Source organism: Streptococcus dentasini, from assembly GCF_053206945.1.
This window is the reverse complement of the sequence record NZ_JBRUHS010000019.1, coordinates 1-25,544: the sequence shown is the minus strand read 5'-3', so window position 1 is coordinate 25,544 and position 25,544 is coordinate 1. Positions and strand designations below refer to the sequence as shown.

General features: G+C 42.5%; 21 protein-coding genes. 4 read left to right on the top strand and 17 right to left on the bottom strand.

The genetic code is table 11. The features are described from left to right. From argJ to ACVR1G_RS10630, 13 genes are all read right to left on the bottom strand, one after another. Positions 1-940: bifunctional glutamate N-acetyltransferase/amino-acid acetyltransferase ArgJ (gene argJ, locus ACVR1G_RS10690; protein ID WP_447453149.1), on the bottom strand; the 940-nt coding region annotated here is incomplete at its 3' end. A 47-nt stretch (positions 941-987) separates the two neighbouring features. After that, the gene (gene argC, locus ACVR1G_RS10685) at positions 988-2,010 is read right to left on the bottom strand and encodes an N-acetyl-gamma-glutamyl-phosphate reductase (protein WP_447453148.1); all 1,023 of its coding nucleotides are present in this window, start codon (positions 2,008-2,010) and stop codon (positions 988-990) included. 409 nt (positions 2,011-2,419) lie between these two features. Beyond that, a complete protein-coding gene (locus tag ACVR1G_RS10680; protein WP_447453147.1) occupies positions 2,420-2,944 on the bottom strand; it encodes a DUF6287 domain-containing protein in 525 nt (174 codons plus the stop codon). Positions 2,945-3,164: 220 nt separating this feature from the next. Continuing rightward, complete coding sequence (gene recN, locus ACVR1G_RS10675; RefSeq protein WP_447453146.1) at positions 3,165-4,826, bottom strand: DNA repair protein RecN; 1,662 nt, start codon at positions 4,824-4,826, stop codon at positions 3,165-3,167. A 12-nt stretch (positions 4,827-4,838) separates the two neighbouring features. After that, positions 4,839-5,309, bottom strand: a complete 471-nt coding sequence (locus ACVR1G_RS10670) for an arginine repressor (RefSeq protein WP_447453145.1) — start codon at positions 5,307-5,309, stop codon at positions 4,839-4,841. Beyond that, positions 5,296-6,123 (bottom strand): TlyA family RNA methyltransferase, encoded by an 828-nt coding sequence (locus ACVR1G_RS10665; protein ID WP_447453144.1) that lies wholly within the window; start codon positions 6,121-6,123, stop codon positions 5,296-5,298. Before ACVR1G_RS10665 ends, ACVR1G_RS10670 begins: the two co-directional genes overlap by 14 nt. Continuing rightward, positions 6,116-6,982, bottom strand: a complete 867-nt coding sequence (locus ACVR1G_RS10660) for a polyprenyl synthetase family protein (RefSeq protein ID WP_447453143.1) — start codon at positions 6,980-6,982, stop codon at positions 6,116-6,118. Before ACVR1G_RS10660 ends, ACVR1G_RS10665 begins: the two co-directional genes overlap by 8 nt. Then, complete coding sequence (locus ACVR1G_RS10655; protein ID WP_447453142.1) at positions 6,975-7,199, bottom strand: exodeoxyribonuclease VII small subunit; 225 nt, start codon at positions 7,197-7,199, stop codon at positions 6,975-6,977. The genes ACVR1G_RS10660 and ACVR1G_RS10655 overlap by 8 nt, the downstream gene beginning before the upstream one ends. Next, positions 7,174-8,517 carry an exodeoxyribonuclease VII large subunit gene (gene xseA / locus ACVR1G_RS10650; protein WP_447453141.1) on the bottom strand — a complete coding sequence of 448 codons (1,344 nt, stop codon included), beginning with the start codon at positions 8,515-8,517 and terminating at the stop codon, positions 7,174-7,176. Before xseA ends, ACVR1G_RS10655 begins: the two co-directional genes overlap by 26 nt. Positions 8,518-8,826: 309 nt before the next feature. After that, positions 8,827-9,657 (bottom strand): hypothetical protein, encoded by an 831-nt coding sequence (locus tag ACVR1G_RS10645; protein WP_447453140.1) that lies wholly within the window; start codon positions 9,655-9,657, stop codon positions 8,827-8,829. A gap of 835 nt (positions 9,658-10,492) precedes the next feature. After that, positions 10,493-10,705: a YdbC family protein gene (locus ACVR1G_RS10640; RefSeq protein WP_447453139.1), complete on the bottom strand. Its 213-nt coding sequence runs from the start codon at positions 10,703-10,705 to the stop codon at positions 10,493-10,495. Positions 10,706-10,751: 46 nt separating this feature from the next. Next, on the bottom strand, positions 10,752-12,041 hold the full coding sequence (locus ACVR1G_RS10635; RefSeq protein WP_447453138.1) for a peptidase U32 family protein: 1,290 nt from the start codon (positions 12,039-12,041) through the stop codon (positions 10,752-10,754). 1,269 nt (positions 12,042-13,310) lie between these two features. Next, positions 13,311-13,604, bottom strand: coding sequence for a hypothetical protein (locus ACVR1G_RS10630; RefSeq protein ID WP_447453137.1), 294 nt, complete (start codon positions 13,602-13,604; stop codon positions 13,311-13,313). Positions 13,605-13,859: 255 nt separating this feature from the next. Between ACVR1G_RS10630 and ACVR1G_RS10625 the strand changes: the two genes are divergently transcribed. Then, positions 13,860-14,858, top strand: coding sequence for a GIY-YIG nuclease family protein (locus ACVR1G_RS10625; protein WP_447453136.1), 999 nt, complete (start codon positions 13,860-13,862; stop codon positions 14,856-14,858). 688 nt (positions 14,859-15,546) lie between these two features. Continuing rightward, complete coding sequence (locus ACVR1G_RS10620) at positions 15,547-17,511, top strand: KxYKxGKxW signal peptide domain-containing protein (RefSeq protein WP_447453135.1); 1,965 nt, start codon at positions 15,547-15,549, stop codon at positions 17,509-17,511. Between the two features lie 699 nt (positions 17,512-18,210). Here the strand turns inward: ACVR1G_RS10620 and ACVR1G_RS10615 are convergent. Next, entirely contained in the window at positions 18,211-19,092 is an 882-nt protein-coding gene (locus tag ACVR1G_RS10615) for a LysR family transcriptional regulator (RefSeq protein WP_447453134.1), read from the bottom strand. 154 nt (positions 19,093-19,246) lie between these two features. On the opposite strand from ACVR1G_RS10615, the gene ACVR1G_RS10610 reads away from it, so the two are divergent. After that, complete coding sequence (locus ACVR1G_RS10610; protein ID WP_447453133.1) at positions 19,247-20,869, top strand: malolactic enzyme; 1,623 nt, start codon at positions 19,247-19,249, stop codon at positions 20,867-20,869. Positions 20,870-20,890: 21 nt separating this feature from the next. After that, positions 20,891-22,162 carry a 2-hydroxycarboxylate transporter family protein gene (locus ACVR1G_RS10605; RefSeq protein ID WP_447453132.1) on the top strand — a complete coding sequence of 424 codons (1,272 nt, stop codon included), beginning with the start codon at positions 20,891-20,893 and terminating at the stop codon, positions 22,160-22,162. Positions 22,163-22,244: 82 nt separating this feature from the next. Here the strand turns inward: ACVR1G_RS10605 and ACVR1G_RS10600 are convergent, their stop codons facing one another. From ACVR1G_RS10600 to ACVR1G_RS10590, 3 genes are all read right to left on the bottom strand, one after another. Further along, the gene (locus tag ACVR1G_RS10600) at positions 22,245-22,496 is read right to left on the bottom strand and encodes a hypothetical protein (protein WP_447453150.1); all 252 of its coding nucleotides are present in this window, start codon (positions 22,494-22,496) and stop codon (positions 22,245-22,247) included. A 675-nt stretch (positions 22,497-23,171) separates the two neighbouring features. Then, positions 23,172-24,728: a degradosome RNA helicase CshA gene (gene cshA / locus ACVR1G_RS10595; RefSeq protein ID WP_447453131.1), complete on the bottom strand. Its 1,557-nt coding sequence runs from the start codon at positions 24,726-24,728 to the stop codon at positions 23,172-23,174. Positions 24,729-24,957: 229 nt separating this feature from the next. Further along, positions 24,958-25,544, bottom strand: a 587-nt coding sequence (locus ACVR1G_RS10590; RefSeq protein ID WP_447453130.1) for an LPXTG cell wall anchor domain-containing protein, incomplete at its 5' end; no start/stop codon positions are given.

Here is a 25,544-nt window from a genome sequence, read left to right as displayed (position 1 = left end):
CCCAATTGGGATCTTCACCAAAGATAGCTGTTTTGACAAGGCTGGAACCAACGACGGATTTAGCTAGCATCCGTGCATCAAGAGCGCTGGCTGCTCCCTTAACATCAACCTGAATAAGCTTACTGGCTCCTTCACCATCCTGAGCAATCTTTTTAGCTAGGTCGGCCATGACGTATTCAAGCATGGCTACAAAGCGGTCAAACTCTGGTGTATCAGGCAGGATTTCTTTATTTTTGGCACAGCCGTTAGCAAGGACAAGCACCATATCGTTAGTAGAGGTATCGCCATCAACTGTAATTTGATTAAAGGTAGTCTCTACCTTTTGTGATAGGGCTTGCTGCAAGGTAGCACTGGCAATATTAGCATCACAAGTAATAAAAGCCAGCATAGTTGCCATATTAGGATGAATCATTCCTGAACCCTTAGCAACACCAGCCATCGTTACTACATCTTTACCAAAGTCTTCTGCTACGGCAACCGTCTTAGTTTTGGTATCTGTCGTCAAAATAGCTCTGGCAAAATCAGTAGCATTGCCATTGATAACGATTTTAGACAAGCCTTTTTTTAGTGTCTCCATCGGGAGCGGGTCACCGATAATGCCAGTTGAAGCGATACCAACCAAATCAGCCTCGATCCCCAATTTTTGAGCAGCTAGGCTTTGCATTTCATAGGCATCTTCCATGCCTTGAAGGCCGGTACAGGAGTTGGCAACTCCGGAATTCACAACAACAGCCTGCATTTGTTTCATCCTGTCGACTGATTGTTTCGTAACGAGTAAAGGAGCAGCAATAACTTTATTAGTTGTATAAACACCCGCAACGCTGGCAGGTGTTTCCGAAACAATCCATCCAAGATCTAGCTTTCTCTTCTTAAAACCTGCATGCAGACCATCGGCTGAAAAGCCAAGAGGACTGGCAATATTACCGTCAATAATTTTCATAATCAACTTTCTCCAATTCTAAGATAACAATTTTTAAAATTTTACTCTTATAAATAGCTTGGACCTGACAGAAGGCCATCCGTTTCTGCAAAACCAAAGGCTAGATTCATATTTTGAACAGCCTGACCAGCTGCACCTTTGACTAAATTATCAAGGACTGATACAACTGTTAAAATCTTTGTTACAGGATTATAGGCAAAGCCAATGTCTGTAAAATTAGAGCCTAAGACATCGTGCAAATTAGGCAGAGACTGCTGCAGACGGACAAACACTTTATCACCATAAGTAGCTTGGTAGAGCTGATGAATTTCCTCCTTTGTTACATGCTGCGACATCCTGACATAACAGGTCGCCATAATCCCACGGTTGATAGGAAGAAGCGATGTTGAAAACTGGATATGATCAAACTTAGGATTAAACTTTTTGAGCGCCTGTACAATTTCTGGAATATGCTGGTGCTCATTGAGCTTATAAGTCACGTAATTATCATGGACATTAACAAAATGACTGGACTCAGCCAATTTTTTTCCGGCTCCGGTCAAGCCACTCTTGGCATCCACGATGACTGAATCCAAATCAACTTTATCAGACCCGAGCAGAGGGATCAAGGCTAACTCTGTCGCCGTTGCATAGCAGCCGGGGTTTGAAATAAATTTATTGGTACCGGCATTCGTAAACTCAGCTAGAGAATAGGTAAATTTCTCTAAAACCTTGGAGGCCGCTGGCGTCTTACCATACCATTTCTGGTAGTCTTCAGCAGATAGACGATGATCGCCAGATAAATCAATAACAGGAAAATCATTTTCCACAAAGACAGCTGAACTCTCCTTAGCTACGCCGCTGGGAGTCGCCATAAAAACAAGATCAGTATTTTGCATAATATTCATAGCGTCAAAGGGTTGTATTTCTAAGTCACAAATACCTTTAAGGTGAGGATAAAGATCTGACAGTAAGGCCCCAACCTCCTTAGTAGCATGAATAGAAACCACTTGAACCTGACTGTGCTGAGCCAGCAAACGCACTAATTCCAACCCACTGTAACCTGAGACACCAACGATAGCCACCTTCATTTTATTCGCCTCCTATGAATAAATATGTGATAATTTTACAGGATACATGAATATTTGTCAATATTTTTTCGTAAAAAATGAAAATTATGCATTAAAACTAAATTATCCAGCTGATAACAGAAAGCAGAACAGATTGAGTGAAGAGTTGAAGGCAAAAAAAGAGCCTGAAACAGGCACACGATCTGTCTGAAACTCTTGCTTTGTCGCAAATAGCCCCGATCTGCTCCAGACGAGCCATAAATTGCTGAAATGAGGTGATGAGGTCACTAAAGAAAAATTCTTTTAAGCAGATGAGCTACTGAAACTTTTTCATTTAGAGCAAATAGCTGAAACCCACCGCCCAGAATCCAATAAAACGATATACAAAAAGTGCTGAGCCATAGACCCAGCACAAACCGTTACTACTATATTAGCGATAAAATGGATGATCGTCATCTGCTGTCTCGCTATTAACCAGTACAGCATCAGACTGATAGGTGGCCCCAGTGTATTTGGTCGGTATCCCTGCTGGCACTAAGAAGATACTGACAACCTCGCCGTTTTTGGTCTCAAATTGAGCTTCTAAGCGCCCATCTAGAAGTCGAGCATTATAGAGAATCCCCTTACTAACCTTCCCCTTTTTAGTCTTATAGGTTACTTCTCCCGCAGTATCAAAGGTAATGCTGGTGCCAGTGCCACTCTTCCATGTTCCTACAACGGAAGAATAATCACCGTTCAAGACACCATCAATGTCTAAGGGTAAAATTTCCCCAGTTGTCTGGGCTACGGGCTGTTCAGATGTTGACGTGTCAGAACTAACCTGTTGCTCTATGGCTCCCAAGGCGAAGGCAATCAAAATCCCTCCTATAATCAGCAAGGCCAGCTGAATATCAAAACGTAAATTTGTTGATGAATTCTTGTTCCCTCTTCTCATACTATTCAATTTATCTATCATTTCTCTGCCACCCCCAATGGATACCTAGCTTTGCAGCTTAAAAACTAGGCTGCAAAACAATAGTATTTAAATACTATTTTGGCATAAAATTCTTCTCCCATAAATGCAAAATTTATTATACTATCTCCTTCTTAATTTGACAAGTAGTATTAAAATATTTTTTACCAATACAAAAAAATTAGAGATGGTAATGAAACACCAAACTCTAATTTTTATTGTCTTATCGGTTTTGCAATAGCTCTTGGGCTTGTGCTAAGGCTGCTTTGGTTAGCTGATCGCCGGCTAACATCTTGGCAATCTCCTCAACACGCTCCTTAGTTGTTAACAAACGAACAGTCGAAACAGTCGATTCTTCTTTACTTTCTTTTTCAATAAAGAATTGGTAATCTGCTGCTGCAATAACCTGCGGTAGGTGAGAAATAGCTAAAACTTGGCCATGGCTTCCAATCTTATAAATTTTCTGAGCAATGGCTTGCGCTACGCGTCCTGAAACTCCAGTATCAACCTCATCAAAAACGATACTGGTTTTGTCTTCTTTACGAGCAAAGGCGGATTTGATTGCCAGCATTAAACGGGACAGTTCCCCGCCTGAAGCAACCTTGATCAGTGGTTTAAACTCTTCCCCTGGATTAGTTGAAATATAAAATTCAACCTGCTCATTGCCTTCACGACTAAATTTTCCCTTACTAAATTGGACTTGGAAATCGGCCTTGTCCATGTAGAGATCCATCAATTCTTGTTTAATATCAGTTTCTAACACAGCTGCTAAAGCATGACGCTTCTCACTAAGAAGTTGACTTGAGGCGATCAGTTCTTTTTCTAAAGTTTTTAAGTCTGTCTCCAAATCATCAGATTGCAGGTCATTGCCCGTTAGATGGTTATATTCCTTAGTAATAGTATCAAAATAATCTAAAACATCGTCAACACTGCCACCGTATTTACGCGTTATGGTGTGGATGATATTAAGTCGATCATCGACTGCATTGAGACGATTTCCATCAAAATCAAGGCCATCTATAATATCCGCTAGGCGCTTGGTTACATCTTCTAGGGCATAATAGGATTCTGAAAGATTAGCTGACAGGTCTTTGTAATCTGGATCATATTCTTCTAGCGCCAGCAGATCATTCATAGCTGAACGCACATTAGCTAGGCTTGAGAAATCTTCATTATCGAGCATGGCAAAGGCATTGGTTAGAGTATCAGCAATATGTTTGTGATTAAGCAGCTTGTCACGCTCCTGATTGAGTTTATTATCTTCACCAGATTTAAGATCAGCTGCTTCGATCTCCGCTATCTGAAACTCTAGCATCTCGATACGAGCCTTGTGCTCCTCTTCGTTTTTCTGCTTTTCGAGAACTCGTTTACGCAGCTTCCTGTAGGCATCAAAACTAGACTGATAAGATTTTTTTATAACAAAGAAATCTTCATCTCCGAATTCATCCAGAAGCCTAATATGCTGAGCAGCCTTCATCAGTTCTTCTTGATCGTGCTGACCGTGGATATCAACCAAATATTGCCCGATAGACCGTAAGGTTGATAGGTTAACCATTTGGCCATTGATGCGGCTGATACTGCGACCATTCTGAAGAATTTCCCGCCTGATAATCAGCTCATCCCCCAATTCAATACCATTATCGTTCAAAACCTGACTGAGTGCTGGGTTATCCTGAAGGGTAAAAAAACCTTCGATCTCAGCCTTAGCTGCACCGTGACGAATAACTTCGGTATTAGCTCTAGCTCCCAGCATCATATTCATTGCATCGATAATAATAGATTTTCCGGCGCCTGTTTCACCTGTTAAAACCGTCATACCATTGTCAAAATTGAGGGAAATTTCCTCAATAATAGCAAAATTTTTTATGGAAATTTCTATTAGCATAAGTCTCCTCAATCAATGGTGTTGTTTTATCCAAGCTGTTAAATTCTGGCGCAGAGCAGCAGCAAATCCAGCTGATTTCAACACGATTAAGATACTATCGTCATCAGCAATAATACTAAAAATCTCTTCACCATACTCCTGCAGCAAAAGCCGCTTAAGGTAACGCGTATTGCCCGGTACAGCAGAAATACTGATCATCTGCTCTAAGCCTGCGATATTATCGGACAGACTAATAATGGATTCGCAAGCCTGCTGCAAGGGGGTCATCAATTTTCTGGCCGATTCTTTAGACAGGCCGTAAACATATTTACCTGATTTACTAGGTACTTTAACAATGCCAAGATTGTTGATATCGCGGGAAATCGTTGCTTGAGTAGATTTGAGACCATGAGCTTCCAACATGGCAACAAGGTCATGTTGGGTTTCAATTTCATTTTCTAAAACAATTTGTCGCAGTAGTTCTAAACGTTCATGCTTCTTCATTCTTTTTAAATTCCTCGTGTGCTTTTTCTACTGTTGGTAAGATGGCATCAGCTGCTAGATTTTCAGGTTTTTGTGAGCGCTCCAGATCCATTAAAAATTCAATATTGCCATGACCACCTTGAATGGGAGAAAAATCCAGCCCCCTAACTGTAAATCCGAAATCGACAGCAAAGGCAGCCACAGTTTCTAAAACTTTCTGATGGACAGCTGGATCCTTGATAATGCCATTTTTACCAACCTGTCGGCGCCCTGCTTCAAACTGCGGTTTAACTAGGGCAACAAGGCGGCAGCCTTGTGAGAGCAAGGCAGCTAAGGGCGGTAAAATAAGACTGAGCGAAATAAAGCTAACATCAATACTAGCAAAACTAGGCAAGCCGCGACTAAAATCGTCGGATTTAGCGTAGCGGAAATTATACTGCTCCATACTAATAACACGCTGGTCCTGTCTAAGTTTCCAAACGAGCTGGTTAGTACCAACATCTACTGCATAGACCAGTTTAGCCCCATTTTGCAGCATAACATCAGTAAAACCGCCAGTTGACGCACCTATATCTAGGGTTATGAGTCCCTCAACTGCGATATCAAAAATCTCTAAAGCCTTTTCCAGCTTAAGACCACCGCGGCTAACATATTTAAGGACTTCGCCTTTCAACCTAAGTTCAATATCATCAGAAATCTTCTCGCCGGGTTTATCAAAGCGCTGACCATCTGACACAGCGACGACCAGACCTGCCATAACGCCGCGTTTAGCCTGCTCTCGGGTAGCAAAGAGACCCTGTTTATAGGCTAGTACATCTACTCGTTCCTTAGGCATGCAACCGCAACCTTTCTATCATCCTTATAATTTTATCCGGAACAAATCCCTTACTAACTTTTAGTTCTTGCAAAATAGCAATAGCTTGGTTGAGGGATTCCTCCAAGAGATGGTAAGATCTATCTAGGCCGAGCAGGCTTGGGTAGGTTGATTTTTCAGCTATCAAGTCCTTCTGAGGCGTTTTGCCTAAGTCTTCAAAACTTGCTGTCACATCTAAAATATCATCCCTGATTTGAAAGGCCATACCAACTAGAATCCCAGCCTGTTCACACTGCTCCTGAGTCGCGTCGTCTTGGTTAGCAAGAATGGCAGCGGCTTTAAAAGGATAAGCAAGAAGCTTCCCTGTTTTGTTACGATGAATAGCCGATAGTTCCTCTAATTTGAGCTGCTGGCCTTCACCCTCAATATCCAGCATCTGACCGCCCACCATACCGAAGGTGCCAGAAGCTTGAGATAGATTTTTAATCAAGGCGATAGCCATATCCTCTGGTAAATCAGCCTGCGCTAATAAACCATAAGAATCTAAAAAGAGACTGTCGCCAGCTAGGATAGCTGTGGCTTCGTCAAACTGCCTATGGTTGGTGAGACGTCCGCGTCGATAATCATCATTATCCATAGCAGGTAGATCATCGTGAATCAGACTACCCGTATGAATCATCTCCAAAGCTGCAGCAACCTGATAGTGGCAGGTTTTCAGCTCAATACCGAAACCTTCAATAATGTCCAGCAGCATCGAGGGACGAATCCGCTTGCCGCCAGCATCAATGGAGTAAAAAATAGCTTCTATTAGTTTATCAGCAACCGACTCACGCTCATAATAGCTACGAATAGCCTGATCAATCTTTTGGAGCTTAGTCATCGCTATCCATTTCTACTTCGGAACCATCAGTCTGCATGACCTTAACAAGCGTTTCCTCTGCCTCAGACAAGGTTTTTTGTAAATCTTTTGAGAGCGTCATCCCTTTTTGAAATTCTGCAATCGCCTTTTCCAGAGGAACATCACCATTTTCCAGCTTGGTAACAATCGCTTCTAATTCCTGTAAATTTTCTTCAAATGTCTTCTTTTTGCTTGGCATTTTTTACCTCTACTTCTAGTTCCCCATCTTTCATCTCTAAGTTCAGAGCCATTCCTATCGCTGCCTCTTTAACGCTGGTAATCGGTCTGCCATTTTTTTGCACAATAGCATAGCCTCTTGCAACGATTCGGCTAGTATCTAGCGATAAGAGTGCCTCCTGAGCCTTTTCAAAACGAGCCAACTTACTGTCATATTGATTGGCCATATTAGATTTCAGCAAGCGCTCTTGCTGATTGAGGCGATCCTGAAATCGCTCCAACTGACCTCGCAAATCCAAGCTGTTTAAGCGATGAGCCAACAGGAGTTGCTCCTGCTGATTCTGCCTCAAATAGCTGCGTGTTAAGTTGAACAACTGCTCTCGCAAACGATCCAGTTTTTGACTGTGAGCATCATAAAGTCGCTCAGGCTGGCGAAAAATAACCGAGCGGCTGACCTGCAAAAACCTGTCTTCCTGCTGTTTAATGCGACGCTGTACTGCTTGATAGGCACGATGACTCGCTTCTTGAAGCCAAGAAAGAACATCAGCCTTGGTGACAGGGGTAGCCAATTCAGCTGCTGCTGTCGGTGTTGCCGCTCTGTGATCAGCCACATAGTCGGCGAGGGTGGTGTCTGTCTCATGTCCGACACTTGAGATGACTGGCAGTCGGGATTCAAAAATAGCCTGAACAACAATCTCCTCATTGAAAGCCCAGAGGTCCTCAATAGAACCGCCACCACGTCCAACAATTAGTAAGTCTAGGTCTTCTCTCTGATTAGCCTTAGCGATATTATCGGCTACTTCCTGCGCGCTGCCTTCTCCTTGAACTTTTGTAGGAAAAAGTAAAACGGCAACACCTGGGAAACGCCGGCGGATAGTCGTAATAATGTCACGAATCACAGCACCGCTGGGACTTGTGATGACACCAATTTTCTTAACAAACTGTGGGAGGGCTTGCTTATGCTCAGCTGCAAAGTAGCCCGCCTGAGTCAACTTCTTTTTTAGCTGTTCAAACTGGACAGCCAAAGCACCAATGCCATCAGGCTCGGCTCTTTCGATAACAATAGAGTAAGTTCCATTAGGAGCATAGAGCTGAACGCGGCCGACAACATTGATTTTCATTCCCTCTTCTAAATCAAAACCCAGCTTACGGAAGACACCAGCCCACATAGTAGCCTGAATAACAGCATTCTCATCCTTAAGAGAGAAATATTGATGAGTGGGACGCTTGCGGAAATTGGATACTTGACCAGTCAGGTAGACTCTCTCTAAATAGGGGTCGCAGTCAAACTTAAGTTTTAAATATTTAGTCAGGGAACTGACCGACAGATAATCCGCCACCAGCCTACCTCCATTCTTTTAATTTGTAATAAGTGTTAGTTTATATTATACCAAATTTTAAAGAAGGGAGCTATGAAATAGATACAGCTTTTACTGGACACTTTCATAGCGTTTGAGAATCTTATGATAGATCCTTATTTTTATGATATCAGCTCCGTTGGTCTTACCCTTCCCAGCTCAAAAGGTCTGTGAGATCTTTTGAGCTGCCTAAGACTCATCACCTCATCGGATTTATCTTCAAAGTACATTAGCACTAATATTAATCGCAAAAAGCCAGCGGAAACACCACCGGCTTTTTGCTAATATGGTTTAGTCTTCCTTTTTAAGGACATTGCTATCGTCATAAGTGTACTTGCTGTAGTCAATAGCCTGACCTGCCTGGGACTGCCAGAGAATCGGATAGAGTTCCTTGCCACCAGAACCCAGTTTATAGCCCAGTTCAGAAACTGCGGTACCGTTGGACTGTTCGGGGGAAACCACTCCAGAATACTCAACGATTCTAAAGGTCGTATCATCAACTGGTAACGTTGATGTAACAACTCCCGAATTTTCAGTGTAGCTCCCATCACTGAGCTCAGTCGTGACAGTCACAGTACCATCTTCGCTGAAAGTCAGAGTTATTTCGGCCCCTCCTTGTTGGCCTGACCAAGTACCAATGAGATTTTTAGGAAAAAGCTCTGTGTCTCCCAGCTTATTGTCCGCTTCCTCCTTAGCATCCTTGGCTACATCTGATTTCTGTTGAAAAGCGGCCTTGGCTGCTGCCTCGTTTTTAGCTGCTCGATTAGCCGCATTGATGTGCAAGATAACAAAGAGAACAACCAGCGCTAATCCAGCTATACTTGCTATCAATATAAATAGTTGTCGTTTTTTCTTACGCTCTTCTTCTGCTTGCACTCGCATATCACGTCGAATCATAGCCACCATCTTCCTCTCTGCTAGAATATACTTTTGGTACTCTCCCTTGGCGCGATCCAAAAGAAACTGGATTTCATGACGGGAGTTTTCATCTTCGGATACCCTCAAGGCCTCGTGCAGACGATAGACCCTATCTTCCAATTCTTTTTTGACCTGTGGGTCGCCCAAGCCTCGAACTCCGCTTTTCCCGATGGCCCGTCTATAATCATCTTCAAACTCTCTCATCTGACTCCTTAATGACAAGACTGCTAATCCTTACTCAAAAATATTCCATGCGGAAATCGGTAAAACAATCCCCACACTTATTTTCTCATATTGTAACCTCTTTCAGAAAGCTTTGTCAAGCTAATACTGCAAAGGTCAGCCTAGTGGCGAAAAAATTTTTAGCCTAAGATGAGTCTGGGACAAAAGTCCATACCTGTTAGCATTATCCTAGATTTATCAGATTGACGCAGTGGTTGGGGGTAAGACTTGTTGGCTATGCCAAGAAGTCTTACCCCTGCACAGTTCATTAGGTGCTTTAGCTCCAATGAACCCCTGCTGATTGGCGGTTCTTATCTTGGGGCGCTTTCCTATCTTAGGCGCTCCCTTAAATAGTCCACTGGGCTGTTTAACTACTACCCAAGTGATAGCTCCAACAGTTTGGGGAACTGTTGGAGGTTATCTAATATGATGAACGATGTTCATCTTATCCCCAACCTCAAAAGGTCTCCCAGACCTTTTGAGCTATGCGGAGGTGGGTTAAAAAGGTCTAGTAGACCTTTTTAATTGAGAAATAAAGCTTGTAAAGCAAGTGTCAAAATGCTCCAGTGGAGTTTGGCAGTCTGGGGATAAACTGCCAAAGCCTGCCACCTAAAAACAGGAAAGTGGCAGAGGCCTGAGCCTTAAAATAAGAGAGCGAGGAAAATCAAAATCGTGATTTTACCACGATTTACTGATTGAGTCCCACCCTCTGACTAAAAGGCAAATATGATAGAAGTTACCGCCTTTAAGCTTCCCTAATAAAAAAAACTAGGGTCAGCCCTTCGCTCTACAAGCAAAGCAGCAACCCTAATCCTATTTAATTTTTAAAAGCGTCAACAAGAACTTGAAATTCTTCGTTGGTCAGAGTGATACCCTTACCCATTTTAGTATGATCAGGGCTCCACGCACGAATATCATACTTAGCCGGAGCACCATTAAAGCTAACGCGATTAAGTTCCTTGGTCCAACCCTTATCATTTTCAGAGAGGACCAAAAGTTTTTCTTCAATTTCAAATGTAAATTCTGCCATCTTTGCTCTTCCTCCTGATTGTTTATTCGTAAAAGTTTTTCAAAAATCAGGCCCTAACTGTTTGGCTGCTGCCGTCTTCCTTATAGAGATTGACGAGACCTTCCTTGCAGGCACGAACCATATCACCCGGCTGAACTGCTTGAGGAACCGTGATAGTCAAAAGTTCCATTGGATTTGGTGCCCGATCAATTTTATTTCCCTCAGCATCGTGGAGATCTTCGATATTGGTTTCAAAATGGCGGAAACCTGGACCGTAAAATTCAACATGATCCCCTTCCTTGATAACATTACGCTGACGAATGGTAGCTGTCATCGTTTTTTCATTAAAGGAAACAACCTCAGCGATAAATTTATATTGAGGAATCTTGCGGCGAGCACCGAAGAGCTGCTCATTTTCTGTAGGGGTACTGTAGTAGAAGCCCGTTGCCAATTCACGTTGGGCAACCTTCCAGAGTTCATCAATCAAATCATCCTTGATAGCTTCGAATTTTGCTGGACTCTCCATATAGGCATCTACCGCGGCCTTATAGCAGTTTGTTACAGTTGAAACGTAATGGATCGATTTCATCCGGCCTTCAATCTTTAAGCTATCAACGCCATTTTCAATCATGTCAGGAATATGTTCAATCATGCACATATCAACCGCTGACATAGAGTACTCTTCAGGAATTTCCCCCTTGAGGCTGCGACGCTCCTGACCAAATGGCATATCGTAGAGATCGTATTTCCAGCGGCAGGACTGTGAACAACCGCCGCGGTTGGCATCGCGGTGGCTCATGTGATTAGATAAAGTACAGCGACCTGAATAAGAAATGCACATAGCACCGTGAACGAAGGCTTCGATTTCAACATCGGTACGGCGGCGAATCTCAGCCAGTTCTTCCATATTAACCTCACGCGCCAAGACGACACGAGTCAGGCCGTAATTGCTCCAGAACTTAAAGGTTTCGACATTGGTAGCCGACGCTTGGGTCGACAGGTGAATATCCAGACCCGGCGCTTCTGTCGCACAGATCTCGATCAAGGCCGGATCCGATACGATAACGGCATCGAGGCCCATATCACGCAGCTGGCGGAACCAGTCGCCGGCTCCTTGTTCATTGCCTTCATGGGTTACCATATTAGCGGCCACATAGACCTTGGCCCCATGTTCATGAGCAAAATTGATGCCTTCTTGCATATCCTCCATGCTAAAATTCCCAGCACGACTGCGCAGTCCATACTGCTGGCCGCCGACAAAGACCGCATCAGCCCCGTAGAGAACGGCTACTTTTAATTTTTCCAAAGTCCCTGCAGGTGACAAGACCTCTGGACGTTTTTTAATACTTGTTGACATGATCTATCTCCTAGGCAAGCTGTTAACCATCGCTTGTCATTATTCATTTTTCAGCTCTTTTATTTTAAAGCAAATTCCCTTAAAAATCAAGAAAGCAAGGAAGGTCAGAACATCAGCAAGACTAAGAACAATAAGCAAAAAAGGAACCCAGCTTCCCACTAGATTCCAAGTACCTTATCATTAGCTTTCTTGTGCAGATAATTAGCTATCTTGAGGTCGTCAAAACTAATCTTCACAACAAGTTATTTTGGTTTTTTCCAATTCATCAATTGTATAATTATTATGACAACTAGTGCTGTAATAGCTCCCGTAATGCAATATTCCATATTACCCCCAACAATTCAGTAAATAATTCACTCCTCCACCAATTCCGCCGGCAACCGCACCACTCACTCCCTCAGTAGCACCACCTGCAATAGCTCCAAAAGGATCCAGTCCTATTCCTTCGCCATTTTAATAACTCTAAATTAAGACAAAATTCTTCTTGTTTTGAATAGTAAAACGACCCGGCAGCTATTCATTTTAACTTACCGCCTAAAAACTTAAGAAAGACAATACGAGAGAGCTACGATCCTCTCTCGTGTTTAACTTATTCGACACCTATTACAGTTGACAAAGAGTCAAAAGGATGGACTTCATAACTAATTTATAAAGTACAAAATTATTGACGTTAGTTAATTTGAACCCTTTACTCCAAAAAAAGCAAGAAGATTGACAGCCGTAATTACGATAAAAGATAAAGCTGCAAACAGTTTACTATAGGACCAAAAGGCCATCGTCCATATTATAGCTACTACTAGAAATAGGAATAGCGTATACCATCTTCTAAACTTAGTATTAAACAACATATCAGTTCCCCTAGTTATTCTTCGAATGCATAATATGCGGCGGCACCAGCCATACAAAGAGCCGCTCCGACAGGAGTAGCAGCAGTTATTGCTCCAAGTGCAACCTCCATTCATCAAGAGATGAAGTTGCAAATCCAAATCCATTAAATTCACCTTCTAAATTTGCTATCTTATCTCCCTTTTCAAAATTTCTGTACCCAAGAGATAAGCTATCTTATCTAAAATTCTACTACTTACTGAAAAAAAGAAAATAGACTATTACGAAGATAGAAGCTAAGATATTAACAAAAAAAGCAATTATTTTAGCGGGTTTTGTATCAAACTTTTTTGAAAACGCACTTGCAGTATATATAAAGAAAATCCAAAGAAGAGCAATAATTAGTTCTTTCATGTAAGAGATACCTCTTTGTAGTTTGTGTTATTAGAACAACTTATCTCCAACTTTATAACCAGTATAGGCGCCACCAATACCGCCTAAAACAGCTCCGCCAATTGCACAACCCATTTCCATATATGGTCCAACTACTGGTATAAAGCTAAGAGCGGCTCCGCCTTCAGCACCTTCTGTAGCTCCCTTCATAGCTCCTACAAATCCTAATCCAGCGCCAACTATGATTCCACCGAGCGGACTGCCACCTTCAGTACCTGAAAGAACAGACATATCCGCCACCTCAAAATTATCAAAAGCCATCGAATCCAAACTTACTGTGTTCATAGAAAGTTCTCTTTTTAAAAAATTACGCAGTCATTGTAGCGCTTAAAATTTACTTATGCAAGGAAAATTAGAGTGAATTTGTAATTTTTAACACAAATAGTCATCGTTTGAAAATAAACAACAATCTTTCTGATAATTATCACTTTGCTTCTTCTTCTGAATAGCTAAGCCAATTTTGCTATTTTCCCAAGACGATCACTGACCTATGACAAGACCTACTATTTTTCATTCCTAAATCATGCTATAATGATTTCCATGACCAAGAAAAATCTGCTTAAGGGAGAGCGCATTGATCAGCTCTTTTCTACCGATGTTAAAATTATCCAAAACGAGGAAGTCTTCAGCTACTCTGTCGATAGTGTCTTGCTGTCACGCTTCCCAAAGTTCCCGTCTAAAGGTTTGATCGTTGATCTCTGCAGCGGCAACGGCGCTGTCGGTCTCTTTGCTTCAACTCAAACTAAAGCCAAGATCCTAGAAATTGAACTCCAAGAGCGACTGGCTGATATGGGACAGCGTTCAATTGAACTCAATGGGCTAACTGAGCAGGTCACCATGATTAATGATGACTTAAAAAATCTCATGGATCATGCTCCTCGCTCCAAAGTCGATCTTATCCTCTGTAATCCTCCCTATTTCAAGGCAACTAAAACGTCTAAGAAAAATGCCAGTCAGCACTATCTTCTGGCCCGCCACGAGATTGCAATCACCCTAGATGACATCTGTCATATCAGCCAGCAAGCTCTCAAGACTAAAGGTAAACTAACTCTTGTTCACCGACCAGACCGCTTCCTTGAAATCATGGATACCTTGCAAAAGTACAAACTAGCTCCCAAACGGATCCAATTTGTCTACCCCAAGGCTAATAAGGAAGCTAATATGCTTTTGGTTGAAGCTATTAAGGATGGCTCTATCGATGGTATGAAGTTCCTACCGCCACTCATTGTCCATAAAGATAATGGTGACTACACTGATGAGATTCATGACATTTACTTCGGTAAGGATCACAAGGCTTATATGTATGTGTTGGAATGTGCTGACGGCAGTCTCTACACCGGCTACACTACTGACTTGGACAAGCGAATTGCAACTCATAATGCTGGTAAAGGCGCTAAATACACCAAGTCCCGTCTCCCTGTTAAACTTATCTACTCGGAAACCTTCAATCATAAAAATGCGGCTATGAGTGCTGAGGCTAAATTTAAAAATAAAACCCGTCAGCAAAAGATAGCTTATATCAAAGAACATGAAAGATAAGGCAAGTTACTCATTGCCAACTAAAAATAATAATACCACGGCTGAAGGCTAGGACAACCGTTCTGCCTTTTTTCTACCATTTGTCAAGCCTATCAGGGTTTTAGACAAGAACTATTTTTAAAACAGTAGTCATTTTAAGGCTATTGTCTTTTTTTGTGATTTAATAACTTCAAAACAATACATAAAAGCAACACTTAATTTTGTTATTTTGTATTGTTCTAGATTTACCAGATTGACATGGTTGTTAGGAGTAAGGCTTGTTGGCTAGGCCTGCTTAGCCTTACTCATACATAGTCCAATGGACTACTGCTGATTGGTTTTCTGTAACTGGCGCTTCTTAGTTTTTAAGCGTCCACATTAAACAAACAATTCACTGGACTGTTAAAGTACCACACAAGTGGTAGCGGTCAGCCTAAATAAATGTGATGAACAGGTGCTTATTTCCGACCTCAAAAGGTCCCACAAGCCTTTTGAGCTGGACGGAGATGGACGACGAAATCAAATTCTTCGAAATTATGGCAGTCTATCCCGTTCCCATTTTTATCCATCAAAATCAATTATTCTATGCTAAATAATAACTTAAACCATTGTAAAAAGAGTCGGGAAATGTTAAAATTGTTTGAAGTTAAGGGTTATTGTTTTAAATAATTTTTAACCAGTAAAATTATCACTTTTTAAGGAAAGTCAAATGGAAAGAAAATTACATTACAAACTCCACAAGGTCAAAAAACAGTGGGTAACTATTGCTGTATCCAGTGCTAGTTTGTTAACTGGTATGGGTCTACTAGCAGCAACTGAAGGGCGAGTCTCTGCCGATGAAGTAGCTGCTACGGCCGAGCAAGTCACCACCCCAAATCCTGTACAAAGTACGACACCCCCTGCTACTGAGACCGGCTCAATAGCTAATGCGACTGAAACACCAGCTGCTACAGATCATCAAAATACTGCAGTTATATCATCACCATTAGCAACTTCTGAGCCCGTCCAAGCTGACACTACTACTGTTGCTCCTGTAGAAGAAACGGCTGAGCAACCTGCTCTATCAGAAAATTTTGAATCAACTGCACCTCAAGCTCAGGCTTCATCAGATCTACAAGTAGTAGCTGAGGCTGACAAAGCAGCTGTAACTGGTTTCCACTCTGACGACCAAGGCAATTGGTATTATGCTGATCAAAACGGTCAAAATGTTACAGGGCTTAAAGACATCGACGGTGCCCCTCACTACTTCTATGAGGATGGGAAGCAAGCCAAAGGCGTTGATGTTCAAATTAATGATAAGACCTATTATTTCGACCAAGATAACGGTCACATGTGGAAAAACCGTTTCCGACTGGCTGAGGTGATTAGTTTCCCTCGAAGGAGCCCAGAAGACAAGTGGGTTTATTACGGTGCTGACGGTGCTCGTGTCACTGGTAAACAAATCATCGATGGCAATGAGTATTACTTTTCTAGCACTGGTCAGGAGTATAAGGGGAAGACTCTCCGTAATGAGGATGATTCGGTTAGTTACTATGATAAAGACACCGGTATCAAGGTCAAAAATGGCTGGGGATATGCCAACTTTAATTATGCCCCAGTAGGACCCAGCCTTACCTACACCATGTACTTTGATGCTGATGGTAAGGCTGTGAAGGGTTTCAAAGAAATCGACGGTAAACTCTATCATTTCACTGAAAATGGCTATCTTATCGTTAGAAATGTTTATAGGCCTACTTCAGCTACCACTAATTCTTACGACTCTCTACCGCTAGTCTCTGTTTATAACGGTAAAGCTTATACTCCTGATAAACATGGCATTTTGACTGAAAATACAGAAGTCAAAAACCAATGGGTAGAGCAAGATGGTCAGACTTACTATGTGGATGCTGATGGTAAATTAGCTTCTGGTCTTCAAGAAATCGATGGAAAGACCTACTATTTTGGTACTGTTAAAGAATGGCAGTATAATGCCCCAGCGAAAGTAACAGGCAACGACAATGTTATGTACCATGGTGAGGTCTGGTTTGAAGCAAATGGTCAACCTCACTACCATATCCCAACAAATAAGTATGATAACCATGATAATAGCTACCGTCTTTATTTCGGTAAAGATGGCAGTGCCGTTAGCAATCAATTTGTCCAAATAGGCGACGTTTACAAATACTTTGGTAAAGACGGAAGGGCTCTTACTGGCTTGCAAACCATCGATGGAAAAACTTACTATTTCACTGAAGATGGTACCCAAGTCAAAGGTAAATTGACTTCTACGCTCAAGGGAGAGCGTTATTACCTTGATGCTGACAGTGGCGAAACTAAGACAAACTCCGATATCACTATTGATGGGGTAACCTATCACTTTGATCAAAATGGCCTTGGTACTGTCACAAACTATCCTGCAAAATCAAATCAACTGGTCTTCTACCGTCTTTATGCTCCATCTGGTAGTGTCTACAGCCATACACCTGAAAAAGCTTACTACAAAAATCCATCAACAACTACCTTTACCAGTGATTTTTATTACTTCGATGAAAGTGGTAAGGCCGTAACGAATCGCTTTGTTGAAGTGGATGGAAACACTTATTACTTTGGTGCTGATGGTAGAGGGGTGACTGGCAATCAAACGATCAATGGGCAGGAGTATATTTTTAATTCTGATGGCACCCTAGCTAACTAACAGGTTGCCATAACCGATAAGTTCACGCATATTGCATCTATAAAACAAAGATACTGGGCAAGACTTGTTCAGTATCTTTGTTTTGGAATAAACTCTGGGCGCAGTGGTTGGGAGTAAGACTTGTTGGCTAGGCCAAGAAGTCTTACCCCTAAGGTCATTATGTGCTTTAGCACCAATGAACCGCTGCGGGCTGATTTCCCTTTTGCCGCAAGGCTAAAGCAGAAAAACTAAGAGAATGGGATAGAAATCAGTATTTCGAAGAAATTGATTTTCCTCGCTTTCTTATTTTAAAGTTCAGGTAGAAATCCTCCATCGGAGAATTTCACTCCCACCTCCGAACCGTTGATCTTGGTTTTCTCAAACAGTCTCCCAGACTGTTTGACCTATCACTTGCAAGGCAAGAGATAAGGACTTCCAATCAACCACTGCGTCAATTGTTTATTACTGCACAAAAGAATCACGTTTAGGACTTTTTCCCCAAGCTCTATTTCCAATCTCAAAAGTTCCTCCACTCCTTTTGAGCTGTGCGGGGGTGGGTTAAAAAGGTCTGGGAAACCTTTTTAATCGGGAAATGAAGCTTGCAAAGCAAGTGTCAAAAACGCTCTGGAAAGCGACCATTTCAGGTCACCACTTTAAAATCAAGACGTGGTGAGAGCCAAAATTTTCAATTTTTAGGTTGATCCCACTCCCTTTTACTATCTACTTAACTTTCCCTAACAACTCAATCAAATGCTCAATTAATGGAGATAAAACTGTACTTTTTGAGTAGGCATAGCTGACATGAAAGCTGACATTATCATCATCGGTAAGAGGGATTTTGACCAAGCCTTCCAATTCTGAAAAGGGAAGGAAGTCAGTCAAGAGAGTAATGCCAAGATTTTCTCCAACCATCTGTCCGATAATAGAAATCTCACTCAATTTCAAAAAGATATTGGCGCGTTGCTGGTATTTGTCATTCAGATGATTAAAGGCTTCTAAGTGCGTATGGCCTTCATCCAAGATAAGAAAGGGTTCATTTAATACCTCACCAAAGGAGACCGACCGCTTTTTAGCTAGGGGATGTTTTTCAGATACAACAATATAAAAGGGACGTTGATAAAGTTCCTTCGTTATCAATTTAGGATGATCTAAAGGGTGCAGACTGCCGATAAAGCTGAAATCCAAGTCGCCAGCCACCAACTGCTGGAGCAGGTCAACAGATCCGCCGCCCAGAATTTGCATGCTAGACATAAAACTGAGATCTACTCCCTTGTGGATAAGCTGTGATAGAATTCGCGCTCTGATAATTGGCGGGAAGCCGACCTTAACTTCTTGATGATTGGCGCGGTCTATCTCTTTTTGTGAAACGGCCAGTTCCGCTAGAATGGCTTCAATATGCCTAGCTAGAATCTCTCCTTGATAGGTTAAAACAACTGAGCGGTGGGAAGGATCTTTAACAAAAAGCTCACAGTCAAACTGACGCTCTAAACGCTTAATAGCGTAGGTGATAGTGGGTTGACTAACCTTAAAAGACTGGGCAACCGCTGTAAATGAATTTAGCCTCGATAACTCTTGAAAATATTCTAAATCCCTGATATTCATACAGGACCTCCCTTATATTGTCATCATTGTACCACAAACGCCAGTCTTATAAATAAAATTTATGATAAGGCAGGCAGTTGACTATAAGAAGACGCTAAACCTATAATAAGGTCGCTCTTTGCGAGTAATACGACTTATTATAGAGGAGAATAAAATGCAAGCACACGATATTTTAAACAATCCCTTTTTGAATAAGGGAACTGCCTTCACTATGGAAGAACGTAAGGAACACGGTCTGATTGGTCTCTTACCACCTTACGTACAAACCATTGAAGAACAGGCAGATCAAGCTTACCAGCACTACCTGCAAAAACCATCAGATCTAGAAAAACGTCTCTTTTTGATGGAAATTTTCAATACCAATCGCACCCTTTTTTACTATTTGTTCAATCAGCATATCGTAGAGTTTAATCCTATTGTTTATGATCCCACAATTGCAGATACCATTGAAAATTACAGCCAACTTTTTGTTGATCCTCAATACGCGGCCTACCTTGATATTAACCACCCTGAAAATATTGAAGAAACCTTGAAAAATGCAGCCGGCGACCGCGATATTCGTTTGATTGTAGCAACAGATGCTGAAGGAATCCTTGGTATCGGTGACTGGGGCGTCCAAGGGGTAGATATCTCTGTTGGTAAATTGATGGTCTACACCGCCGCTGCTGGTATTGACCCATCATCCGTAATGCCTTTGGTTATCGACGCTGGTACCAACCGCCAAGAACTGTTGGACGATCCAATGTACCTCGGTAACCGTCACAAACGGATCCGTGGCCAACAATATGATAAATTTATCGACCAATTTGTTCAAACTGCAGAAAAACTCTTTCCTAAACTCTACCTTCACTGGGAAGATTTCGGGCGCTCAACTGCGGCTGACATCTTGAACCGCTACAAGAATGATATTCCAACTTTCAATGATGATATTCAAGGTACTGGTATTGTTGTTCTCGGCGGTATCTTCGGTGCCCTTGATATCACTGGCGAAAAACTCACTGACCAAGTCTACCTCTGCTACGGTGGCGGTTCTGCCGGTGCTGGTATCGCTTCTCGAGTTCATGCTGAAATGGTCAGCGAAGGATTATCAGAAGAGGAAGCCTACAAACATTTCTTCATGATCGACCAGCAAGGTCTTCTCTTCGATGATATGGAAGATTTGACACCTGCCCAAAAACCATTTGCTAAGAAACGTGCGGACTTTGAAAATGCTGGTGATATGACCAGTCTCCTTGATGTTATCAAAACTGTCAAATCAACAATCTTGGTTGGTACCTCTACTGATGCTGGTGCCTTCACCAAGGAAGTTGTCCAAGCTATGCGTCAAAATACCGAACGTCCGGTTATCTTCCCAATCTCTAATCCAACTAAAAAATTGGAAGCAACTGCTGAGCAAGTGATTGAATGGTCTGATGGTAAGGCCTTCGTAGCAACAGGTGTTCCTTCCGGCACTGTTTCCTACAAGGGTGTCGATTATCAAATCGGTCAAGCTAATAATGCCCTGATTTATCCAGGTCTCGGACTTGGTATGTTAGCCTCAGAAGCCAAGCTCTTGACTGATGAAATGATTGGGGCCGCAGCCCACTCACTCAGCGGTTTGGTCGATCCGGGTCAGCCAGGGGCACCTGTTCTTCCACCATTTAAGTATGTAGCTGATGTTTCTATTAAGGTAGCTGAAGCCGTTGCCAAAAAAGCGCAAGAACAGGGCTTGGCCCAAGCAAGGGAAACTGATATGGCTAAGGCTGTCCGTGACCTCAAATGGTACCCAGAATATTAATATTGGAGGCTTTCAGCGATCATGAAAAAACTTAATGATATTAAGATCTCTGGTCTTGGTCTCCCCCTCTATATGGGCTTGATCATCATTTTAGCTATTACCATCTGGATGGGGAAACTTCCGTTTAATATGTTAGGAATTACCTTCATGCTCATCCTTTTAGGGCACCTCTTCTACTTCTGTGGGGAAAAATTGCCTATTTTTAACACCTACCTCGGTGGTGGTTCTGTTTTTACCTTGATTGCGGCTGCCCTGCTTAACAGTCTTCATATCATGCCTAAGGATCTGGTTGAGGCTACGGGGACTTTTATGCAAGATTGGGGCTTTCTAGACTTCTATATTGCTGCCTTGATCTGTGGAGCTATCCTAGGCATGAACCGCAATCTCTTGGTTAAGGCTTCGGCTCGCTTCATCCCCATCTCACTCGCTACTATGGTCATTGGTTTCTTCGCTACAGGTACTATGGGAGCCCTCCTTGGTCAAGGCTTTGGTCACTCTGTACTTTATATCTCTATGGCTCAGATGGCTGGAGGTATGGGAGCTGGTATCGTACCGCTTTCTAAAATCTATGCCAGCCAACTCCATGTCCCTGCCGGTCAAATCCTTAATCAGTTGGCCCCCGCAACGACTCTGGGTAACCTATTTGCCATTATCGGGGCTATCTTTCTTGCTAAAGCTTTCGTCAATACCAAGTACAACGGTCATGGTGTTCTGATCGAAGTTAATAAGGAAGAGCTTGAAAAACCAAAATTAAGGCTTGATGCCACTAAGATTGGCGTTGGCCTCATGCTTGCCTTTGGATTGTTTCTCATCGGTGTTATCCTCAACGCCTTTATTCCAAAGATCCACAGTTACGCCTTTATGATCATCATTGTCTTTATCTTGAAAGCAACTGATGCCGTACCAAAAGCACTTCAAGACTGTGTTGTTATGTTCAACCAAGTCGTCATGACCAACTTAACCCATGCTGTTTTGGCTGGTATCGGTTTGGCTATGATGGACCTATCCAAACTAGCACAGGCCATGACTTGGCAATTCCTTATCCTAAGCTTAACTTCGGTAATCGCCATGGGACTGGCCAGCTGGTTCCTCGGTAAAATCTTTGGTCTCTATCCAGTCGAAACAGCCATCGGTGCAGGTATGATTAATAATTCAATGGGGGGGACTGGCAATATCGCTGTCCTCTCAGCTGCTGACCGTATGGAAATGATTGCCTTCGCCCAGATGGCCAACCGGCTCGGCGGGGCTATTATTCTGATATTAGGTGGTATTCTCATTCACTTCTTTAGCTAAATTATCCTGTAAACGCAAAACGAGGCAGATTACTCAGAAAATCTACCTCGCTTTTTCTATGTTAACATGCCCAGTGAAGTTTCTATTGGCTACGACTGAGAGTGAATACTCCGTGGTAGCCGGCTTCTTTGGACATGTTGTCGGCTGTAAAATCTTGGTCTGGTTGAACCTGCCAGAAGACAGGCTTAATGGTATCACCATTGACGGATACCCCATAGCCAAACTTGACTGGGCCACCAGTGCCACCGAGTTCAGCACCCGGTAACAAGTAGTTAGCCTGATCAGCAGGACTGATATCTTGGTAGAGGTATAGACCAGGTGAAATTTCTCTCAAACTGCCAACTGTAAGACTGAGAGCGGTTTGGTCAATCGTCACATCAACCTGACCATTTTCTTGGAAGGTCATGGTAACTGCATAATTGCTGACAGGAGTCTGACCCTGCCAGGTACCTACTAGATCACTGGAAATAATATGGCTCTGATTCTGACTAGAAGACTGATTGTTATTACTATCATTGGTACCTGATTGGCTGGAGCTAGATACTGAACTACTCTTGTTCTTAGGCTTCTTTGCCAAATGACTTGATGATTTATGACGTATAGAACTTTGAGGGCTCCTTGCCTTTTGGCTACTATGCGTTGTAGTCGTGGATTGATTGATGAGAATAAAGGCGATTAAAGCTATCAAAACCAGACCTAAAAGTGTGCCTCCCCATTTCCAAAATGAGTTTTGTTTTTTGGAATGATGTAAATCATGACGCGATGGCATAGAGATCACCTCCCTATTAATATCTTTAAAAAGTTATAACCTTCTACGCCTATATTATACTTATTTGTAACTATTTTGTAAACGCTTCCAGATTATTTTAATAATATTTAAAGGTTCTCTCAATTACTTCTTAAAAACTTTCAAGAGAGTGGGCAAAAAATAAAAAGGTCCCTCAGCTGTGCATACATGTACACAATGGCTGAGGTTGCCTTTTAATTATACAAGAAGAAACAAATGGACTTATCTGTCACCTTTATTGCGGATAACGAAGCCATTTTTCTTTTCACTTGAAGTGCGGTGGGGACGTTTATTGTCCTTTTTTTCGAAGTCTTTACGATTTTTATTGGAGACCCGCTTAAAGTCGCGTCGACCATTGTTATCCCGACGATAACGATCTCTACCGCCACTGCGATAATTATTATTACCGCGACCGCCCTTGCCCTTATGACTACCAGACGATTTAAAAGGTAGTGGTTTTTCACGACTAATTTCGACCTCTGGCATCGTCTCAGGATCCTGCACGGTGAGGCTAAGGATATAGAGAGCCAGCTCTTCTGGTGAAAATTCTGTTGCTAATTTAACAGCGTCACCCTTAAATTTTTCAAAGTTAGTTCGAACCGCTTCATCCGCAAAATCGCGCTCAATCTTTTTAAGAGCCACACGTTTTTTTGCTTGAAAGGCCTCCTCGGCTGTAGCCGGTTTTAGTCCCTTCATACGCTTGTTCGTCAATTTTTCAATGATAGACAGATAGCCCATTTCATTTGGTGACACAAAGGTGATGGACTGACCTGACTTACCGGCACGACCTGTCCGCCCAATGCGATGGACATAGCTTTCAGGATCCTGTGGGATATCATAGTTATAAACATGGGTCACACCTGAGATATCCAGTCCACGGGCAGCCACATCGGTTGCAACTAGGATATCAAGGTTATCGTTTTTAAAATCGCGGATAACTCGCAGGCGCTTGTTCTGATCTAAATCACCATGAATACCTTCTGCGCGATAGCCACGCAGCTTTAACCCGCGGGTTAATTCATCAACACGACGTTTGGTACGACCAAAAACAATAGATAATTCCGGCTGATCAACGTCAATAAGGCGGGTCATCGTATCGAACTTTTCCTGTTCCTTAACTCGGATATAAAATTGTTCGACCTTGTCGCTGGTCAATTCTTTAGCAGCAATTTTAACGTGCTCAGGCTCTTTCATAAATTTCACACCGATACGCTTGATGGCATCAGGCATGGTAGCTGAAAAGAGAAGAGTTTGACGTTCTTCAGGAACATGGCTGATAATAGCCTCGATATCCTCAAGGAACCCCATATTGAGCATTTCGTCAGCTTCGTCAAGAATCAAGGTCTCAACCGTATTGAGCTTAAGAGCCCGACGTTTGATCAAGTCCAGCAGACGTCCCGGTGTACCAACGACAATATGGGCACCTGAACGCAGGGCTTTAATTTGTTTCTCAATGCTAGATCCCCCGTAAACAGAACGGACCTTGACACCTTTTTCACGGCCAAAGCGGAAGAGCTCTTCCTGACTCTGTACCGCTAATTCACGCGTTGGCGCAATAACTAAAGCTTGAATCGCTTTATTTTCAGCATCAATTTTATTGAGGGTGGGCAAACCAAAAGCAGCTGTCTTACCTGTTCCTGTCTGTGCTTGACCGATGACATCCTTGCCCTCGAGGGCCAAAGGAATCGTCAGTTCCTGGATAGGAGAAGGCTCGACAAAACCTGCTTTGTCAACGGCTTGCAGAATATCTTCTGCTAAATGTAATTCTGTAAATTTCACTTAAATTCTCTTTCTAAAGACAGTGCGAGGCTGTCTTATAAAACCTGTAATATATAATAATTGCACTTTAGTGCAACCTATTTAGTATACCACGTTATGGGTAAAAATGATAGTTTCTATATAGAAAAATGTTTAAACTCTAGCCACTTCTAATAAAAGGCAGCTGCCAAAGCTGCTAATGGAACCTAAAAAATAAGAAGCAGAGACTATGTCTGCTTCTTTGTTTTGATTATGCTTCCTTCTTACGGCGCATCCCTGCCAAACCAAGACTAGCTAAAATCGCACTCAAGCCTAAGAGCGGCAGATAAGCACTGTCCTTGCTGCCAGTCTGTGGCAAAAGGCTGGCTTTTGCTGGCTGCGATGTTGCGTCCTCAAGGTAATAGCTCACCGTTAGCGGCAGACGGTTACGATTCGGTGCCGGCGGCGTAGGATCGGCTGGATCCTCCGGCGTTGTCGTCTTAACCGTATTCGAACTGTAGGTCACGCCGTTAATCGTATTGATATACGTGTTCTCAAAGGTGCCAACCGCTATCCGCTTCATCTGGATATAGCTTTCAGCTTGGAAACTAGAGTCCAGCGAAACCGAACGCAAGAAGGCTTCCTTAAATGCGATGATAATGAGCCCCTCAGCTTCATTGACCTCTGCCTCCGTATGACCGGTCACATCCGTTCCCGCTGCGATCACAGTCCCATCTTTCAGGGTGATGTCAGACTTGGCATAGACCTTATACTGACCGGTGTACTGATCGCCTGTTTGGTCATAGTCATCATAGAAGTTATACTCAAACAGCTCATCCGAGCGGTTACCCGGAATGA

Excerpts from the sequence above, each read along its gene's own strand:
- argC (WP_447453148.1), bottom strand. The coding sequence starts at position 2,010 with ATGAAGGTGGCTATCGTTGGTGTCTCAGGTTACAGTGGGTTGGAATTA.
- ACVR1G_RS10680 (WP_447453147.1), bottom strand. The coding sequence starts at position 2,944 with ATGATAGATAAATTGAATAGTATGAGAAGAGGGAACAAGAATTCATCA.
- recN (WP_447453146.1), bottom strand. The coding sequence starts at position 4,826 with ATGCTAATAGAAATTTCCATAAAAAATTTTGCTATTATTGAGGAAATT.
- ACVR1G_RS10670 (WP_447453145.1), bottom strand. The coding sequence starts at position 5,309 with ATGAAGAAGCATGAACGTTTAGAACTACTGCGACAAATTGTTTTAGAA.
- ACVR1G_RS10665 (WP_447453144.1), bottom strand. The coding sequence starts at position 6,123 with ATGCCTAAGGAACGAGTAGATGTACTAGCCTATAAACAGGGTCTCTTT.
- ACVR1G_RS10660 (WP_447453143.1), bottom strand. The coding sequence starts at position 6,982 with ATGACTAAGCTCCAAAAGATTGATCAGGCTATTCGTAGCTATTATGAG.
- ACVR1G_RS10655 (WP_447453142.1), bottom strand. The coding sequence starts at position 7,199 with ATGCCAAGCAAAAAGAAGACATTTGAAGAAAATTTACAGGAATTAGAA.
- ACVR1G_RS10645 (WP_447453140.1), bottom strand. The coding sequence starts at position 9,657 with ATGAGAGAGTTTGAAGATGATTATAGACGGGCCATCGGGAAAAGCGGA.
- ACVR1G_RS10640 (WP_447453139.1), bottom strand. The coding sequence starts at position 10,705 with ATGGCAGAATTTACATTTGAAATTGAAGAAAAACTTTTGGTCCTCTCT.
- ACVR1G_RS10635 (WP_447453138.1), bottom strand. The coding sequence starts at position 12,041 with ATGTCAACAAGTATTAAAAAACGTCCAGAGGTCTTGTCACCTGCAGGG.
- ACVR1G_RS10630 (WP_447453137.1), bottom strand. The coding sequence starts at position 13,604 with ATGAACACAGTAAGTTTGGATTCGATGGCTTTTGATAATTTTGAGGTG.
- ACVR1G_RS10625 (WP_447453136.1), top strand. The coding sequence starts at position 13,860 with ATGACCAAGAAAAATCTGCTTAAGGGAGAGCGCATTGATCAGCTCTTT.
- ACVR1G_RS10620 (WP_447453135.1), top strand. The coding sequence starts at position 15,547 with ATGGAAAGAAAATTACATTACAAACTCCACAAGGTCAAAAAACAGTGG.
- ACVR1G_RS10615 (WP_447453134.1), bottom strand. The coding sequence starts at position 19,092 with ATGAATATCAGGGATTTAGAATATTTTCAAGAGTTATCGAGGCTAAAT.
- ACVR1G_RS10610 (WP_447453133.1), top strand. The coding sequence starts at position 19,247 with ATGCAAGCACACGATATTTTAAACAATCCCTTTTTGAATAAGGGAACT.
- ACVR1G_RS10605 (WP_447453132.1), top strand. The coding sequence starts at position 20,891 with ATGAAAAAACTTAATGATATTAAGATCTCTGGTCTTGGTCTCCCCCTC.